At 48.3% G+C, this 15,085-nt stretch carries 22 protein-coding genes; 21 read left to right on the forward strand and 1 reads right to left on the reverse strand.

Going from position 1 to position 15,085, the window contains the following annotated elements; all coding sequences use genetic code 11:
- Window positions 1-35 precede the first annotated feature (35 nt).
- From BAMF_RS25290 to BAMF_RS25305, 6 genes are all read left to right on the forward strand, one after another.
- Window positions 36-266 carry a helix-turn-helix domain-containing protein gene (locus BAMF_RS25290; protein ID WP_013351553.1) on the forward strand — a complete coding sequence of 77 codons (231 nt, stop codon included), beginning with the start codon at window positions 36-38 and terminating at the stop codon, window positions 264-266.
- 90 nt (window positions 267-356) lie between these two features.
- Window positions 357-1,130, forward strand: a complete 774-nt coding sequence (locus BAMF_RS25295) for a hypothetical protein (protein ID WP_013351554.1) — start codon at window positions 357-359, stop codon at window positions 1,128-1,130.
- A gap of 1,215 nt (window positions 1,131-2,345) precedes the next feature.
- Window positions 2,346-2,627: a hypothetical protein gene (locus tag BAMF_RS25300; protein ID WP_013351555.1), complete on the forward strand. Its 282-nt coding sequence runs from the start codon at window positions 2,346-2,348 to the stop codon at window positions 2,625-2,627.
- The gene (locus BAMF_RS41490) at window positions 2,614-2,775 is read left to right on the forward strand and encodes a hypothetical protein (protein ID WP_013351556.1); all 162 of its coding nucleotides are present in this window, start codon (window positions 2,614-2,616) and stop codon (window positions 2,773-2,775) included. The genes BAMF_RS25300 and BAMF_RS41490 overlap by 14 nt, the downstream gene beginning before the upstream one ends.
- A 299-nt stretch (window positions 2,776-3,074) precedes the next feature.
- Window positions 3,075-3,209: a hypothetical protein gene (locus tag BAMF_RS42005; RefSeq protein WP_257791814.1), complete on the forward strand. Its 135-nt coding sequence runs from the start codon at window positions 3,075-3,077 to the stop codon at window positions 3,207-3,209.
- Window positions 3,210-3,229: 20 nt separating this feature from the next.
- On the forward strand, window positions 3,230-3,520 hold the full coding sequence (locus tag BAMF_RS25305) for a hypothetical protein (protein WP_013351557.1): 291 nt from the start codon (window positions 3,230-3,232) through the stop codon (window positions 3,518-3,520).
- Window positions 3,521-3,717: 197 nt separating this feature from the next.
- On the opposite strand, the gene BAMF_RS25310 is transcribed toward BAMF_RS25305, so the two are convergent.
- Complete coding sequence (locus BAMF_RS25310) at window positions 3,718-4,266, reverse strand: site-specific integrase (protein ID WP_013351558.1); 549 nt, start codon at window positions 4,264-4,266, stop codon at window positions 3,718-3,720.
- Window positions 4,267-4,348: 82 nt separating this feature from the next.
- Between BAMF_RS25310 and BAMF_RS25315 the strand changes: the two genes are divergently transcribed.
- From BAMF_RS25315 to BAMF_RS25390, 15 genes are all read left to right on the forward strand, one after another.
- Window positions 4,349-6,103: a hypothetical protein gene (locus tag BAMF_RS25315; protein ID WP_041481633.1), complete on the forward strand. Its 1,755-nt coding sequence runs from the start codon at window positions 4,349-4,351 to the stop codon at window positions 6,101-6,103.
- 16 nt (window positions 6,104-6,119) lie between these two features.
- Window positions 6,120-6,551 carry a phBC6A51 family helix-turn-helix protein gene (locus BAMF_RS25320; RefSeq protein WP_013351560.1) on the forward strand — a complete coding sequence of 144 codons (432 nt, stop codon included), beginning with the start codon at window positions 6,120-6,122 and terminating at the stop codon, window positions 6,549-6,551.
- Window positions 6,552-6,553: 2 nt separating this feature from the next.
- The gene (locus BAMF_RS25325) at window positions 6,554-8,185 is read left to right on the forward strand and encodes a phage portal protein (protein WP_013351561.1); all 1,632 of its coding nucleotides are present in this window, start codon (window positions 6,554-6,556) and stop codon (window positions 8,183-8,185) included.
- The gene (locus BAMF_RS25330) at window positions 8,185-9,009 is read left to right on the forward strand and encodes a phage minor capsid protein (RefSeq protein ID WP_013351562.1); all 825 of its coding nucleotides are present in this window, start codon (window positions 8,185-8,187) and stop codon (window positions 9,007-9,009) included. Before BAMF_RS25325 ends, BAMF_RS25330 begins: the two co-directional genes overlap by 1 nt.
- Before the next feature lie 90 nt (window positions 9,010-9,099).
- Entirely contained in the window at window positions 9,100-9,771 is a 672-nt protein-coding gene (locus BAMF_RS25335; protein WP_013351563.1) for a phage scaffolding protein, read from the forward strand.
- 11 nt (window positions 9,772-9,782) lie between these two features.
- Window positions 9,783-10,886 carry an SU10 major capsid protein gene (locus BAMF_RS25340; RefSeq protein ID WP_013351564.1) on the forward strand — a complete coding sequence of 368 codons (1,104 nt, stop codon included), beginning with the start codon at window positions 9,783-9,785 and terminating at the stop codon, window positions 10,884-10,886.
- A gap of 51 nt (window positions 10,887-10,937) precedes the next feature.
- The gene (locus BAMF_RS41790) at window positions 10,938-11,192 is read left to right on the forward strand and encodes a hypothetical protein (RefSeq protein WP_013351565.1); all 255 of its coding nucleotides are present in this window, start codon (window positions 10,938-10,940) and stop codon (window positions 11,190-11,192) included.
- Window positions 11,193-11,194: 2 nt separating this feature from the next.
- A complete protein-coding gene (locus BAMF_RS25350) occupies window positions 11,195-11,413 on the forward strand; it encodes a hypothetical protein (protein ID WP_013351566.1) in 219 nt (72 codons plus the stop codon).
- Window positions 11,414-11,426: 13 nt separating this feature from the next.
- A complete protein-coding gene (locus BAMF_RS25355) occupies window positions 11,427-11,813 on the forward strand; it encodes a hypothetical protein (protein ID WP_013351567.1) in 387 nt (128 codons plus the stop codon).
- Window positions 11,814-12,149 (forward strand): hypothetical protein, encoded by a 336-nt coding sequence (locus BAMF_RS25360; protein ID WP_013351568.1) that lies wholly within the window; start codon window positions 11,814-11,816, stop codon window positions 12,147-12,149. It begins immediately after the preceding gene.
- Window positions 12,146-12,553 carry a hypothetical protein gene (locus tag BAMF_RS25365; protein ID WP_013351569.1) on the forward strand — a complete coding sequence of 136 codons (408 nt, stop codon included), beginning with the start codon at window positions 12,146-12,148 and terminating at the stop codon, window positions 12,551-12,553. Before BAMF_RS25360 ends, BAMF_RS25365 begins: the two co-directional genes overlap by 4 nt.
- Window positions 12,554-12,559: 6 nt before the next feature.
- Window positions 12,560-12,949 (forward strand): minor capsid protein, encoded by a 390-nt coding sequence (locus tag BAMF_RS25370; protein WP_041481634.1) that lies wholly within the window; start codon window positions 12,560-12,562, stop codon window positions 12,947-12,949.
- A gap of 24 nt (window positions 12,950-12,973) precedes the next feature.
- Window positions 12,974-13,528: a hypothetical protein gene (locus BAMF_RS25375; protein WP_013351570.1), complete on the forward strand. Its 555-nt coding sequence runs from the start codon at window positions 12,974-12,976 to the stop codon at window positions 13,526-13,528.
- 58 nt (window positions 13,529-13,586) lie between these two features.
- Complete coding sequence (locus BAMF_RS25380) at window positions 13,587-13,958, forward strand: hypothetical protein (protein ID WP_013351571.1); 372 nt, start codon at window positions 13,587-13,589, stop codon at window positions 13,956-13,958.
- Between the two features lie 332 nt (window positions 13,959-14,290).
- Window positions 14,291-14,899 carry a phage tail tape measure protein gene (locus BAMF_RS25390; RefSeq protein ID WP_013351573.1) on the forward strand — a complete coding sequence of 203 codons (609 nt, stop codon included), beginning with the start codon at window positions 14,291-14,293 and terminating at the stop codon, window positions 14,897-14,899.
- Window positions 14,900-15,085 lie beyond the last annotated feature (186 nt).

Consider the following 15,085-nt stretch of genomic DNA (forward strand, 5'->3'; position numbering starts at 1 on the left):
TTTTTACGTTATAATAAGCGTAGGAGGTGGCGGAAATGATCGCAAAGATAAAGGTAGGCGAGGCGTTAAAGCGCTCGGGCAAGACGCAGGGAGAACTCGCTGAACTAACCGGAATCCGTCCGAATACAATAAGTGAATTAGTCCGCGGACATAGAGAACGTATCCAGCTCGACCATCTCAGCCGGATTGCGGCGGCGTTGAATATAAAAGACATACGTGAACTGATCGATCTTGTAGACGAAGAAAACGGAGGCGCTGACAAATAGTTGGCGTCTTTTTTATTTTGATTGATTAACATGCTGAATTGTCTTAATATTAAAATGTGTAGTAAATTTTAACCATATGGAGGTTGTTAAATGTCCCAACTCGAAGCAAATGTTAACGATAGTAATCAAATGGTTCTTATCGAAAGTAGAACTATGAGAGACGAGCATGTATACCGTGATGATGTATTAGAAAAAGTTAAAGTTGTCCCTTCTCTTCCTGACACCTTAGAAGTTACCTTCGAAATGGCCGCAGAGTATTACAATGTGCCATATGCCACAATCAAAACAGCAATTTCAAGGAACCGAGCCGAGTTTAACCAGTACGGTGAGCTACGAATCTTAAAAGGAAAAGCATTGAAAGAATTCAAAAGCATGTTTCAAGATGAAACGCTCTTTAAGGGTGCAAGCTCTTTAAACTTGTTAACTAGAAGAGGATTACTTAGGCTCGGAATGATTCTAACTGAGTCTGAAGTCGCAGCATCTGTTCGAAATTACCTCTTAAATATTGAGGAAGGGTCGGACATAAAACTTCGGGAATGGGCAGTAGAACGCGAGATATCCAAAAGAGAAAGACGCCGACTGACAGACTCGATACAATCCTTTTACGAAGGCCCTTCGATGAAAGGGCATGAATATAAAAACTTCACTAATCTTGTATATAAAGTGATTTTTGACTGTAATGCGACTAGGCTTAGAGAAACGTATGAACTTGAGAAAACTGAACCATTGCGAGACTCATTGACTACCGAAGATCTCAAAAAAGTCGTTGAAGTCGAGCAAATCATAGCCTCTTATATCCGGATGGGAAAAGAATATAACGATATCCGCGACGAACTCCTAAATAAAAAAGAAAGGTTTCAATGATTTTAAGACGCTAGTTGGCGTCTTTTTTTATGCACGCGATTCTCAATTACGATAGCCTAAATGATAATGAACACGACTTTATTCGCACAAATCGGGCAAAAACACGACTTTATTCGCACAACCGAAAAGTGGGTTCGCGCTTAGAGCCGTAAGGGATACAGCCGTTTTAGTCCGCCAATCACTTCTTAGTCTTGTGAGTCACAAGCCTCCGGAACTACGGCTTCGCCTTCGTCCGGGGTTAACGCAATCAATATATCTATTAATATCTGCGCGTATGTAGGGAACGAAGTGACCGGAATTAGCGCTATGTTTAAGTACAAGCGGAAGACATCCGTTAATATAGCGTTAATCTAACGAAATATATAACGGCATGACAACGATAATATACGATAAAATAGCGCCTTAGCTGTCTATACGTAATAGAAGGACGTAACATACCGTATAACCTAGCGATAGGCAGGCGGAGTACAGCTGGCACACATACGCTATATGTAACACCGTATAGGCATACGTATAGTTATATAGGAAGGAAGGCGGCGGAGAGGCGTCCGGTTGCGATGCGTGATGAGGCGAGCAGCAACGAGCCAATGCCGGAGGATGAGCCCTTCCGAAACTCACGGGGTCAAACCGAATGACCAACGCAATATGCACGATCCTATACATAGCATACGGCACAGGGCATGCGGCAGGGTGCAGGCGTGGCGCGGGTTCTCGAATGCATAAACAATGTACGTTTAATTGCGATGAGTAAACGATGACGAACGTTATCATATCAACGTTTGTCTATTGATTCGAATGTAACTCAATTTACTTCTGTTAAATTCGTTATTCATAAATATGTATTTAATATACGATGACCCAAACGAAGAATCGCGGAAACGCCGGGCCCCCAACCGCCCCCAAAAATACCGGCGCAACTGCTGTCCGGAACTTGCGCACAATTTTTCGAACTCGGGGCGTCAACTAAACGGAGGTGCTACCGCTGGAAAATTTCGAAATCATATGTAAGTGTTGCGGATCAAAGAACGTTGTAGCTTTCGGAAACTTCGACATGGCTGCGCACTTTTATTGCGAGGATTGCAACGCAGACGAAATAGAATACAATTATTCCACGAAATAAGCACGCCACAGCCGTTTTAATCCGGCCGGAGAGTATTCGATAGGGTAGTGGTCAGAAGCGCTAATTTCGTGTGATTTCGAAGGGAGGACGAAAGGGTGGCGAAATATCGTAAAAAGCCGGTTGAAATAGAAGCGGTAAAATTCGAGGATACGACGGAATCTATATCGGCTATAGCGGAGTTATCCCACGATAGGTTAATTCGGGTAGACTATCGACAAAAGCCGGTCGTAATGTATATACCGACGTTAGAAGGCGTAATGGTTGCGCAAGTTGGCGATTACATTATTCGCGGCATTGCGGGCGAACTTTACCCGTGCAAGCCGGACATTTTCGAAAAGACTTACGAAAGGGTGAACGAATCGAATGGCGGAATTTAATACGTTAAAAGAAATCGTCGAGCAGCTTAAAGATTGTGGATATGAATGCGAGGCAGGACCGTTAGTCAATAACGTAGCTTTTCAAAAGCTTGCGGAATTAGCGGGTGTTGCGGCTGAGTCGGGAGAGGAAATTTACTACGTCCGTTAATATACGGGCAAATCACGGATGCGGTGGCGGAATAGGTAGACGCAATTCGCGGATGCAGCGAGAGAGTGAAAGACTCCTAACTTTGCTGGTATAGAAGCACACACGGCCCGGGATAACCAGTATGCGAGGTGCAAATCCTCGCCCGCATAATAAACGAATAGCCAAGGCGGCGTGTCAAGTTATCGCAACTTGCTAAAAGCCAACATACGCAATCAGAACGAGGCTTCCGCACCCTACGGCGGAGGTCTTTTTGTGCTTGCGTTTCGCAGGCAAAAGAAACGAAAAAGGAGACGATTAGGATGACGAAGACAGAAGAATTACTCGTATACTTAGATCGTTTGATCGCGCTGCAGACTTCCGGGCATTTGGTACGTGACGAAATTGCGGAAGTCATCGACGCGATCAGATACGAATTGATCCTCGAAATCAACTAAACGAAAAGGAGACGGTGTGAATGGCGGACAAACGCGAATCAACAAGAAATTCAGTAATGGCGGGGGTAGCTACAAACAAAACAGGCTACTCCTTATCAGACGGGTATCAAACTCCAAAATTCAGCCTAGAATCTCAAACTGGAAATATCTACGCAACGGGCGACGTTAGCGTAAAAGTAAGCGTAGAGGTATCCGAAGCTATAACTGGCCTCAAAGCGCTTCAACGCGAAGCAAAGGCGGCGACGCAGGCGCTGGCTGAATTGCGCGAGGAGCAGGCGAAACACGGTGGCGGACGAAGCTATGACGAATAAGAAAATGGAATCCCACTGCGCCCCGTCCAATTGTTCACGCCATTTCGAAGTATGCGACTGCAAGTCGATGTGTTTGCTGCGATATGGCGCAGAAATACGGAAGCGGCAGGAAGAAGTCGGAGCTGCAGTCGGCATATACGAAAAAAGACGAGCACACCTACGTTGGCTGCGGCTCAAACGTTGGGGCGCCCGTCGTCTTATAGATTAACATTCGCGTATACTTCGTCGATGCGGTCCTGATTGATTCCGATATATCGCAGTGTGACCGACTGCTTCGAATGGTTGAAAATCGATTGAAGTAACGTAAGATCTGTGCCGTTCTTGTACGCATGGTATCCGAAAGTCTTTCGCAAAGAATGGCAGCCGATTGTACCGAGCTTCTCCGAGAGGCCGGCGCGTTCAACAGCTTCGTTAAGGATGCCATATGCACGGACGCGGGTAATGGCCTTCGAACCTTTACGAGAAGGGAAAAGCCAGTCGTCATCGTTTGCTTCAGTCGGAATCAGGTCGGCAACGGCTTTCTTGATTGCGGCATTGAAGAAGAAACGTTTTGACTTCTTCGTTTTCCCTTCCGTAATCGCAACGAAGTCCTTTCCGCGCACATCACCGACTTTGAGTGCGAGTATATCGGAAATACGTAGGCCGGAATTAATGCCGAGCGTAAATAAAAGCAGATCACGCCCGCGAAGGGCCTTTTTTATTGCGTTTATTTGGCGTTTTTCTCTAATCGGTTGGACTTCGTTCATTCGAATTTCACTCCGTTCTCAATATGTTAAATTCATATTAACGAAAATAATAACGAAAGTCAAGCGAAAGGAGGGCGATAATTTGGCGTATATTAACGGAAAATGGTTGGATCGTGAAGAGCGGCGGGAGCGTATCGACTTATTGATCGAGAGTGTGCGCCGATTAGCGGCCCTCATTAAAGCGAAAAAAGCCACCGACTACCATATCGATATGTTCCGGAAGAATAAGGCCGAATTAATTAAACTGAAGCGCGTTCACCGTGCCGAGGTGGATATCGCATATTTCACCTACGAGTATTTGAGCGACGGTCTAAACCCGGAAAACGAGGATAATGTCGTAAGGAACTCGGATGACGGGACGCCTCACGACGGCATTGAAGATATCGCGAAGATCCACGAAGAGTTTTTTGAGCTTTGCGATTACGTCAACGAAGAGAAAAGGAACGCGCGGCTTGCAATCGCGGCTGCCCGGGGCCACTCAAAATCCGGAATGTTTTCGAACGCCTTGCCGTTACATCAAGCGGCTTATAGAAAGCGGAAATATATTCTCGTTATTTCTGAGACGGATTCTCTCTCGAAAAAGCTCATCGGATGGGTTAACAAGCAAATGAAATTTAACGGCAAGCTCCGGGAAGACTTCGGGCCTATGATGCACGAGTCGGCAAGCCGCAATGAAAAGGATAACGAAGAGGCGTTCATTACAACGACGAATATCCTTATTGAGTCGTCATCCTCCGGAAAGCAGCTTCGCGGTAAACGGCACGGAGCTGTTCGGCCGGACCTCGTAATAATTGACGACCCGTCATCGACAAACAACGAAGGAACCAAGGAAGCGCGGGAAAAGCTCGTTCATTGGTTTAACTCGGTCGTTGTTCCGATCGGGTCCAAGGCGACGGCAATCGTGTTAGTCGGGACAATGGTTTCGGCGACCGGGCTTCTTAATCACGTTCTGAAGCGTAAGGATTTCAAGGCGAGCTTTCACGGAGCGATCATAAGTGAGCCGACGCATCCGGAATTATGGGACAAATACTGCGAGGTCTATGCGAGAGCAGAAACGATCGAAGAGGCTGACGAATTCTACGAAGCGCATAAAGAGGCGTTGGAAGACGGCGTCGAACTGGCGTGGCCTTGGCGCTGGACCTATCGCGAGCTCATGCACGAGAAAGTAAACATGGGAACACGCGCATACAACTCGGAGTTCCGAAACCTTGCTTTCAGTGAAGACGAGCAGTTTTTCTTTCCGGATAACTACGCTTACTATCACTACTACCATGAGAACGGAACAGCATACGTCGTGTACAACGAATTGAAAATACCGGTCAGCGATCTTCTGATTGTTGGGGCGTGGGATATCGCGCAGGGTAAGAACGCGCGGTCTTGCTATAACTCGGTTATTACGCTCGGCAAACACGAGCCGACCGGCTATATTTTCGTACTCGATGAATACGCGTCGAAGGAACCGGCGCACATATACATTGACGTCATTATTCGGAAGATCAAACAATACCGGCATCGTTCCTTCAACGTCGAAACGATTAACGCGCAGCACGAATATTATCGTCAGCTTCAGGAGCGGGTCCGGCAGGAAGGTCTTTATACGTGCCGCGTGAACGATGTGAAATCGCATAAGTCTTCGAAAGATGAGCGTATTCAATCGATGGAACCGATGCTGCATAACAAAACGCTGATTCTGAACGATAGGCACACGATGCTGCTCGATCAGATGGCGCAGTATCCTTTCGGCGATTACGTTGATTCACTCGACGCGCTTCAGCAGGCGCTCGAATCCGTATTCAGGCCGAAAACAAGGCTGGTGAAGAAGCCGGGATGGCTATAAGAAAGGAGGCGATAAAATGTCGCGTATGAAAGAGCTTGAAGCAAAACTAACGCTTCAGCAACGTAAGGCAGCGCAAGTCGTTGCGAGTAATGAAGTCACGCCCGAAGACGGGAACAAACGAAGTCAGGACGCGCTGGCCGAAGAAATCGGCGTAAGTCGTATGACGCTCTATCGATGGCGGTTTCAAAATCCGATATTCATCGAATACATGAACCTATTAGCGGACGACATGCTTTCCGGGCACCGGTCCGAAGTATACGGGCAGCTCCTAAAGCTGATAAAAGGACCGCAGCCTTCAGTTAAAGCTATCGACTTGTTCATGCGTCGTCATGGCTTACTGACCGATCGTCAGATAACGACCAATGAAACAGACGACGGCGCCCGCAGTAACGAAGATATCGAGAAGGAAATCGAAGACCTACCTGACATTATCGGAGAGGAGGAATAGCGTTGGGGTTTTTCAATTTACTAAAGAAACACGACCAGCCTTCGGATGAGTACACGGTTAGAAAGACGTACAGCATCATTCGGGAAGGCGCGCAATTTCCTCCGGACGATTCAATCAAGAGGTTGGCGAAATATAAACGTATGCGTAAGCTCTTCGAAGGAAATCACCGAGACGTATACGAAAGGGCTACGGACATTTTAAAAGATTCGCCACAAGCGAAACAGCTCGAAAAGCTCTACATCGCTATAAATCTCGCGGATATTTTGGTAACGAAGCCTGCGGATCTGTTGGTAGGAGAACCGGTTCACTTTGAGAGCGGACTGGACGACACTAGCGAAGAGCAAAAGGCGCTCAACAGATATGTAGAAGAAAACGATCTCAATCAACTGTTACACGAGAGCGCCATGTCGAACGGATATCGCGGTGACGCGTGGATTAAGGTTCGATTTGGCTACCGCCAAGACTATTCCGAACTTATCGCGAGGGGCTTAGAGATTCCAGAAGATGCGAAAATGGAGTCCGTTGTTGAGCATGTTAATGCGAATTGCGTTTTCCCTGAGTTTTCAGCCGGAAACGTTAAGCAGATCAAAGCGGTCAATATAGCCCAAGTCGAATGGGTAGAGACGGAGCAGACGGAAATTCCTTTCCTAAACGTAGAGCGCCATATACCGGGACACATCTTCTATACGCGCTACAGACTATATCAGAATGGCGTCGATGTTTCAGGTGGCGCCCCAATCAGCGTTTTCAATATAGGCGAAGAGGTGCCGACGGGCCGCGAAGAAGATCACGAAGAGACGTTCCTTCCGCACATTCCGGTTTTTCACATTCCGTACAAGTCAATCGATGACAGCTATTTCGGTATTGGCGGATTGGAGAAGATCGAAACGACGCTCGCGGCAATTAACGATCGTCTGGTGCAGATCGATTACATCCTATGGAAGCACAGCGACCCGACTGCGTATGGGCCGGACTTAGAAGGGTCCGGGGATTCGGTTCAGTTTGGCGGCAAGTACATTCCGGTTACAAAAGACGATACGACTCCGGGCTATATGGTTTGGCAGGCGCAGCTTGACGCAGCGTTCAAAGAACTTGACGTCCTATTCAGTAATGTCTTTCAAATGGCCGAGACGCCGCAGTGGTTATTCGGCACGACGATTTCCGGAGATAATTCAGGCGGCACAGGCACGTCTCACACAGACGGCGCGGCGATCAAAGCTCGCTTCATGCCGATTCTTTCGAAGGTAAAGCGGATACGAGCGCACTATGACCGGGCGGTAAGAGACGCCCTTTGGACGTGTATGCTACTCGAAAAAGCAGTCGGGATCATCAAGGTTGAAAAAGCGGTTTATCCACGGGCTATTTGGAGCGACGGACTCCCGAAGAATGAAAAAGAGCTCGCTGAGATTATGCAAATCCGCACAGGCGGCAAGCCTACGATTGATGTTCGCGGGGCCATTAAACAGCAGGACGATGTGGACGACGAAAAAGCTGACGAAATCATTCGCCGCATTGAAGAAGACGAAAAAACGACGAGCGGCTTTGTTGACGGATCGATTTTCAACAAGGAAGAACCGGAAAGGAGCCCTTCGGACGAGGATAAAGAGGAAATCACAGAGGAGGACGATAGTTAATGCCTCGTTCTCCTGAGCCTCAATACGATTATCAGACGAATCGACTTGCCGGGTATTATCAGGAAGCGGTCCGAGACATCTTGGCGGAGCTTGAACGAATTGACCTCGATAATTTTCGAAGGGCTAACGCGTTGGCGACCTTGAAATCTATTAGCGAGATCCTCAGCGATTTAGACGAAAAATCTTCCGCATGGGTCAAAAAGAATGTTCCGAAGGCGGCCACCGATGGTATTGCGCGTGCACTGGTCGTTCTGGACGTAGCAAAGACGGTGGCGGACGCGGAAAAGGTCGTTGCTTTTAACGAGGTAAACGAGTACATGGTTGCGGCTGCTGTAGCGGATACGCAGTCGGATTTATTAGCAATTACGCAAAACGTCGATAGGAAGACGCGGGCCGCCGTGAGGAAAGCCGTTTCGGATTCGATGCGGCTTAATATGACCAAAGGGACGAACGGACGGCGGAGCATAACGGATATGGTGCGCAAGTCTCTTCGAGCTTCGGTGAGTACCGGGATTATTGATGTGAGGGGAAATCGATGGAAGCCGGAAGTGTATGCGGATATGGTCGTCCGCACAAAGATGATGGAAACCTATCGGGAAGCCCATACGAATGAGGCGGTAAGTCGCGGAGCTTATTATGCGCAAATTTCGTCTCACGGGGCGAAGGATCTATGCCGTCTCCACGAGGGACAAATCATTAAGCTGACCGACGATGCTCCCGGCAATTATCCGACATATGACGAACTCAAAGCGACCGGGGAGATATTTCACCCGCGTTGTAAGCACGTAATTTCTACAATAAGAAACCCATCAAGCGCCGTGTAGCGCTTTTTTATTTTGTCCGAACGTTATGACGTTAAAAGAAACGGCTGCATCACTCAATAGCCGACGGGCTTTAAGCGGTGGAGGGACTGTATGAGCGAAGAACTTAAAGAAACGCAAACAAGCGAGGTTACCGATCAAACTACGGCTGAGGTGCCGGAAAATAAACCTGAAGCGCAGACGGTGACTATGACGCAAGAGGAATTTAACGCTGTAATTGCTCGCGAAAAGGGGCGCGTTAAGAACAAGTACGCTGACTATGACGAAGTGAAGGCGAAACTTAGCGATTACGAAAAAGCCCAGAAAGAGCGAGAAGAGGCGGAAATGACCGAGCTGGAAAAGCTTACGAAACAGCTCGACGAAAAGGCCGAAGCTGAAGCCACCTTCGTAAAGCAGATCGAAGATTTAAAAGCGGCTGCTGAACAGGAAAAAGTGGCGAACGAATTTATCAAGGTTGCTACGAGCAACGGCATCGCCTACATTGACGATGCTTTACGTCTGGCTGACCTATCCGCGGTAAAGGTTGAGGACGGAAAAGTAATCGGTATGGAGGACGTTGTAAAGGGGCTCGTTGACAATAAACCGTACTTGGTTGCGAAACAACAAACGCTGAAGCCGATCGGCCAACCCTCTAATAGCGGAGGAGACGGAGACGGCGGCGAAATCAAGACGTTAGAAGCGCAGCTAAGCGAAGCGAAGAAAGAAAAGAATTTTTCGAAGGTTATCGAGCTTTCAAACAAATTGAAATCACTTTTGAAGAAGTAGGGGGAAAATAAATGTTAACTAGTTACGATTTTAAAGATCAGGTACGACAGCTTGACGCCGGGATTGACCTTATTATTCAGGATGAACCGACATTACTCGGTCTAATCGGCTTAAACGGAGAGGCGCTCTATCAGACTAAATTCGAGTGGATGTCTGATCGATTGAACTCAAACCTCGCGACTGTTAAATCGGTAGCGGAAGATGGAAAAATTACTGTGGCGGAAGATGACGGAGAGAAGTTCCGTAAAGATGCCATTGTCGTTTTTGGCGAAGAGTATCTGAAAGTTACGAACGTGTCCGGCGATGTGCTCACTGTTGTCCGCGGATTTGACGGAACAGTTCAAGAGGAACTCAAGGCCGGCTCTGAGCTGCGTATTGTTTCTCGTCCGCAAAATGAAGGTGCTGGCGTCGGTATCGATGAAGGTCACGACCGTTATGTAGATTACAACTTCACGCAAATCATTGAAAGATATGCGGCCGTATCGAATACTCAACAAGCAGTCCGTACACATAACGTATCGAATGAGCTTGATTATCAAGTAAAACTACGTCTTAAAGAGATGGCGCGTGAATTTAACGACTGGTTGATCTACGGCCGCAGAATTGACGGCAAGCCTCGTATGACTGGCGGCTTATTGAACTTTGCGAACTTGAAGGACGCTGCTAAAGCTAACCTGAAAGGAGCAGAGGTTCAAGCGAAAGATATTAATGCATTAATGGAAAAAGTATATCAGCGCGGCGGTTCAGCAAATACAATCCTTACAAACACCGCGGGTGCTCGTCAAATCTCTAAAATGGCGACGGATACTATTCGAACAGAGAGAACGGACGCGGCTACAGGCCACCGCGTAAGCACATTCGTTTCTGATATGGTTGGCGGCGGAGTCGCGACTGTAGTCGTAGATCCGAACTTCCCTAAAGACAAAATCGCACTTTTCGACCGTAGCATTCTTTCTCTGCACCCACTGAATGGCCGTTCTGTCTACGACGAGGATGCCACAGTTCCGGGAGCTGACTTTGTTGCGCGTCAGATCCGTGGCGAATACGGAATCAAGGTCAAAAACGCGAATGAAAAAATCGCCATTCTCGAAAACATCTCGACAACTGTATCTTAATGACAATCGACGGGCTTCGGCCCGTCTTTTTAATTTGAAAGGAGGCCAACAATGGCAATTACAGATGACCAGAAACGAAGATTAAATGAATCTATGCCAGTCGCCAACGATCTAAAGCTCGGTGACATCATTCAGGAATTACAGGAAGGCGGAGGCACGGCCGGTCCAAAAGGTGATAAAGGGGACACCGGACCCCAAGGACCGAAAGGCGATACCGGACCAAAAGGAGCGGACGGGTTCGGAACCAAAGCGCAGTATGACGACATCATTGCGAGGCTTAAAGCGTTAGAAGGAGCCGGCTCTTAATAATGGCCGTCTATAAAGCCTCTCCGTTTTATTCCGTAGGCACTGACCAGACGATCGTTTTCGATCACAAAGGCGTTTACGAAACCGATGTTCCGGCCGAAATTAAGCAGTTGAATGCATTATGTCCGCGATGGATTAGCTGTGTTGTATCAGACGATGAGACGGAAAAGGCGGAGGCAAAGGCGCCGAAAAAGCCTGCACGTAAGTCCTCCGGAAAATAAGGAGGCGGTGCGCATGGCTTTAAGTGTAGAAGCTGCGAACGAATATATCAACCGAATGACAATCGATAATGAGGACTGGAACGACTATGACGGCGCGAAGCAGCAGCGGGTACTAAACGTAGCCGAAGACGTCTTGGCTCGAAAGTTTCGTAAGTACGTCATTCCTGATGACGCAGTTTACGAGTTTACGAACGTGCTTGCGACTGCTTATAACGATACGAACCGTCTGAATAAGCACGGCATCGCGTCTTACTCAATCACCGGCGTCGGGTCGTTTACGTATAAGGAGACGCTTCGAGCTGACGATGAGTCTCTCATACCGAAAAAGACGATCGATCTGATCGAAGAAGCGAACGATGTGAAACTTAGCGGCCGGACCGTAAAAGCGACGGTGATGTAATTGGCGATCATACCGATGCGTCAGACCGTGACCGTTACTCGTGCTTCAGATGATATAGACGTGTGGGGAAACCCGGTGGACGTCGAGCCGTTCGAAATTAAGTGCCGAATCGACGAAGGATCTACTATTGCGAATTCACGTTCTTCCGGCGTTGTGAAGAGCGAGGAAGTCGTAGCCACGGCGCGTATATTGGTCGATAAATTAGCCGACATCAGGTATACGGATACACTCGCATTCACAAACGAGCTGGGCGAAACCATTGAGCGTAAGCCGAAGGAAATAAACGTAAAGCGGCAAGTCAGTGGTAAGCCGATTCTGACCGAGGTAATCGTATGAGCTTTACACTGGATGCTGGCGATTTTCTATCGTTATTGGATAGCCGAGAGGTAGCCGTTGAGCAGGCAGCAAAGACAGCGATGCATGATAACACGGATGACCTCGCTAGACTTGCGCAAAACATTGCCCCGATAGACAAAGCCACGCTCCGTCGCGGCATGAAAAAGAAGGTTACGTTAAAACGCGATAGTCTGATCGGTGAAGTATCGTTCCGAGCCGTTGATAAAGGCTTTAACTACGCGCTATGGACTCATGAAGCGGAATACAACCTCGGGCCAGTTTCGGCAGGTGCAGGCGGCATTAGCGGCTATCCGGTCGGTAACAAATATCTGGAACGTCCGCTGAAAGGTGAATCGCAGAAATACATTAATCACGTAGCAGACGCGGTGAGAAGGGAGTTGTGATAATCGTTGAAGATAACCGAATTAATCTCGTTCATACAGTCGCGGGTTGACGGCGTTTATTACGCAAACGGATTCCCGCGAAATGCGGCAGACGAATGTACTTATGTGCGATTTACAGGCGGATTTCCTCCGTCTCAATGGACCAGAAAGAGTCAGCCTTCGTTTCAAATAATCGTACGGGGAAAGGCGCGAGGCGACGCTGATTGCGAAGAGAAAGCGTATCAGCTTCAGGAAGCGCTAACGAATCTCCGTGAAGTGTTTATCGGTAATAGCTCTATCGTTGTTATCCGGGCGGCAAATTCGGTGCCGTTATTTATCGGATACGACGACAACGATCGTCCCCAATACTCGTTGAATTTCGATTGTGTAGTGCGCCCTGACCGGGCGCTTTTTTAATGCAAAAATAAAGGAGGAAAACAGATGGCTGGAATTAAAACGATTCAAGTTCCTATCGGCCCCGCAATCGTCGAGTACGGCGAGGGCAAGGATATGGTGACGTTTGACATCACGAAGGGCGGCATCGTTTTTAAGGCGCAGATGTCTAAGCAGGATACAACAGTCGACCAATACGGTGACTCGATCGTAGGCTCACGGACAAAGGGCGGAACTTGCGAATGTACCGTACCGTTTGCGATCTATGATTTAGAAAAGATTCATAAGGCGGTTCCGAACAGTAAGTACGTGTCTGACGGAGACAAAAAGAAGCTTGTAGTCAGCGGTAAAGCCGGATATGACTTGCTGAAGGACGCGAAGCCTTTACGAATTAAGCCGACAGATCCGGAAGCGACGGCCAATGACTGGCTAACGATTCCATTAGCTGGCGCATCGACTGACATTGAATATACGTATGATTCCGATAATGAGAGGATCGCCAACCTAACGTTTACCGGTTATCCGGACACGATGGGAGAAGGCGATCTTTTTATTATGGGCGACGAAACGGCCGGGACCTCTTCCGGCACTGGCAGCGAATAACAAACGAAAGGCATCGTCGGGAGGCGGTGTCTTTTTATTTACACGAGAGGAGAATCGTATGAACATCTTCGGAAAGAAAAAGGAAACTGACGCGGTTCAGCTTGGCAAGTATCCGGTCGAGGTCGCTAAGCTTACTCCGGCTAAGTGGAAACAGCTTTTCTTAGCACTCGATAAAATTCCGAGCCTTATCTTGCAAGTCATCAGCGCGCCTAAAACAGCTTTCTATCCGTATTTAGTAAACGCGATCGATATCGGTTTGGATGAAATTGTCGAGATTACTGCGTTGTTAAGTGGCGTCGAAGCTGAGTATATCCGAGAGGAAGTCGGGACTGACGAAATTATCGAATACCTCACGCTCACCGTTAAAAAGAACCGTCTTGATTCGCAAGCAAAAAACGTGAAGAGCCTTCTTCCGAAACTCGAAAAGTAGACGAAGAGGGCGATCCGTATACGATTGACGACTATCTGATCGAAGCGGCTATCAGTTTAGGCGTCACGCAGCATCAGATAGAAAACGAGTTTTATATGGTGGATATACCGAAATTTGTGCGCGCTAAGACGAAGCAAGGCGCGGTAAGGCGCATAGAAGACATTCGTGTACTTCTCGCGACGAACAGCCGGGCTAGTGAGGACGACGAGTATAAACAGCTCATGAATACGTTGATTCGGGCGGCAGGACTTCGCCCTGAAGTGAAATTCGACCGTGAGAAATTCGAACAACTACGGGCTTTACAGGGTAATTTTCGGAAAGGAGGTAAATAGATGGCCGGAACAACAGTCGGAGAAATACGGGCGCGTCTCGTATTAGACATGGCGGACTGGTCCCGTCGATCTCAGCAAGCTCGAAGCGATATGGATCAAATGGGCCGTTCATCTGCGAATCTCTCGAAACAAATGGGCCTCATCCAAAAGGCTTCGCTTGCGGTCGGAGGCGCAGTCGTAGCCGGTATCGGCGTTTCCGTCAAAAAGGCGGCTGACTTCGAGGAGGCCATGTCGCGAGTTAAAGCGATCAGCGGCGCGACCGGTCAGGACTTCGAAGATCTGAAGAACATCGCGGCTAAGATGGGCGCCGAAACAAAATATACCGCAGTAGAGGCGGCCGAGGGTCTTCAATACCTTGCGATGGCGGGCTTCAGCGTAAAAGCGCAAGTCGGATCGTTGCCGGCCGTGCTCAACTTGGCGGCAGCTTCAGGCGAAGGACTCGGACGTTCAGCGGATATCGTTTCGAACATCATGACCGGCTTCGGCATTAAAGCGGAAGACTCCGGGCATGCCGTTGACGTACTCGTAAAAGCGATGACGACGGCCAATACGGATCTGCCGCAATTGGGTAAACAAAATTGCCCGGCTGCTTGGGAACAAGCTGCGTAACACCACGTGAATTCGGTGAACTCTAAGTCACTTTCAAGTGATATGAGAATACCGAGCGAAGCCGCATAGGAAACTTGCGGAACGTGTAACGACTAGGTGAAGTAGTCTACGGCGTATTAGCTATGACGAAACACCCACGAGCGCGTGGCACCCTAACGTCTTTGGCGTGGGTGAAGATATAGTCTG

The organism is Bacillus amyloliquefaciens DSM 7 = ATCC 23350, assembly GCF_000196735.1.
Classification (GTDB): domain Bacteria; phylum Bacillota; class Bacilli; order Bacillales; family Bacillaceae; genus Bacillus; species Bacillus amyloliquefaciens.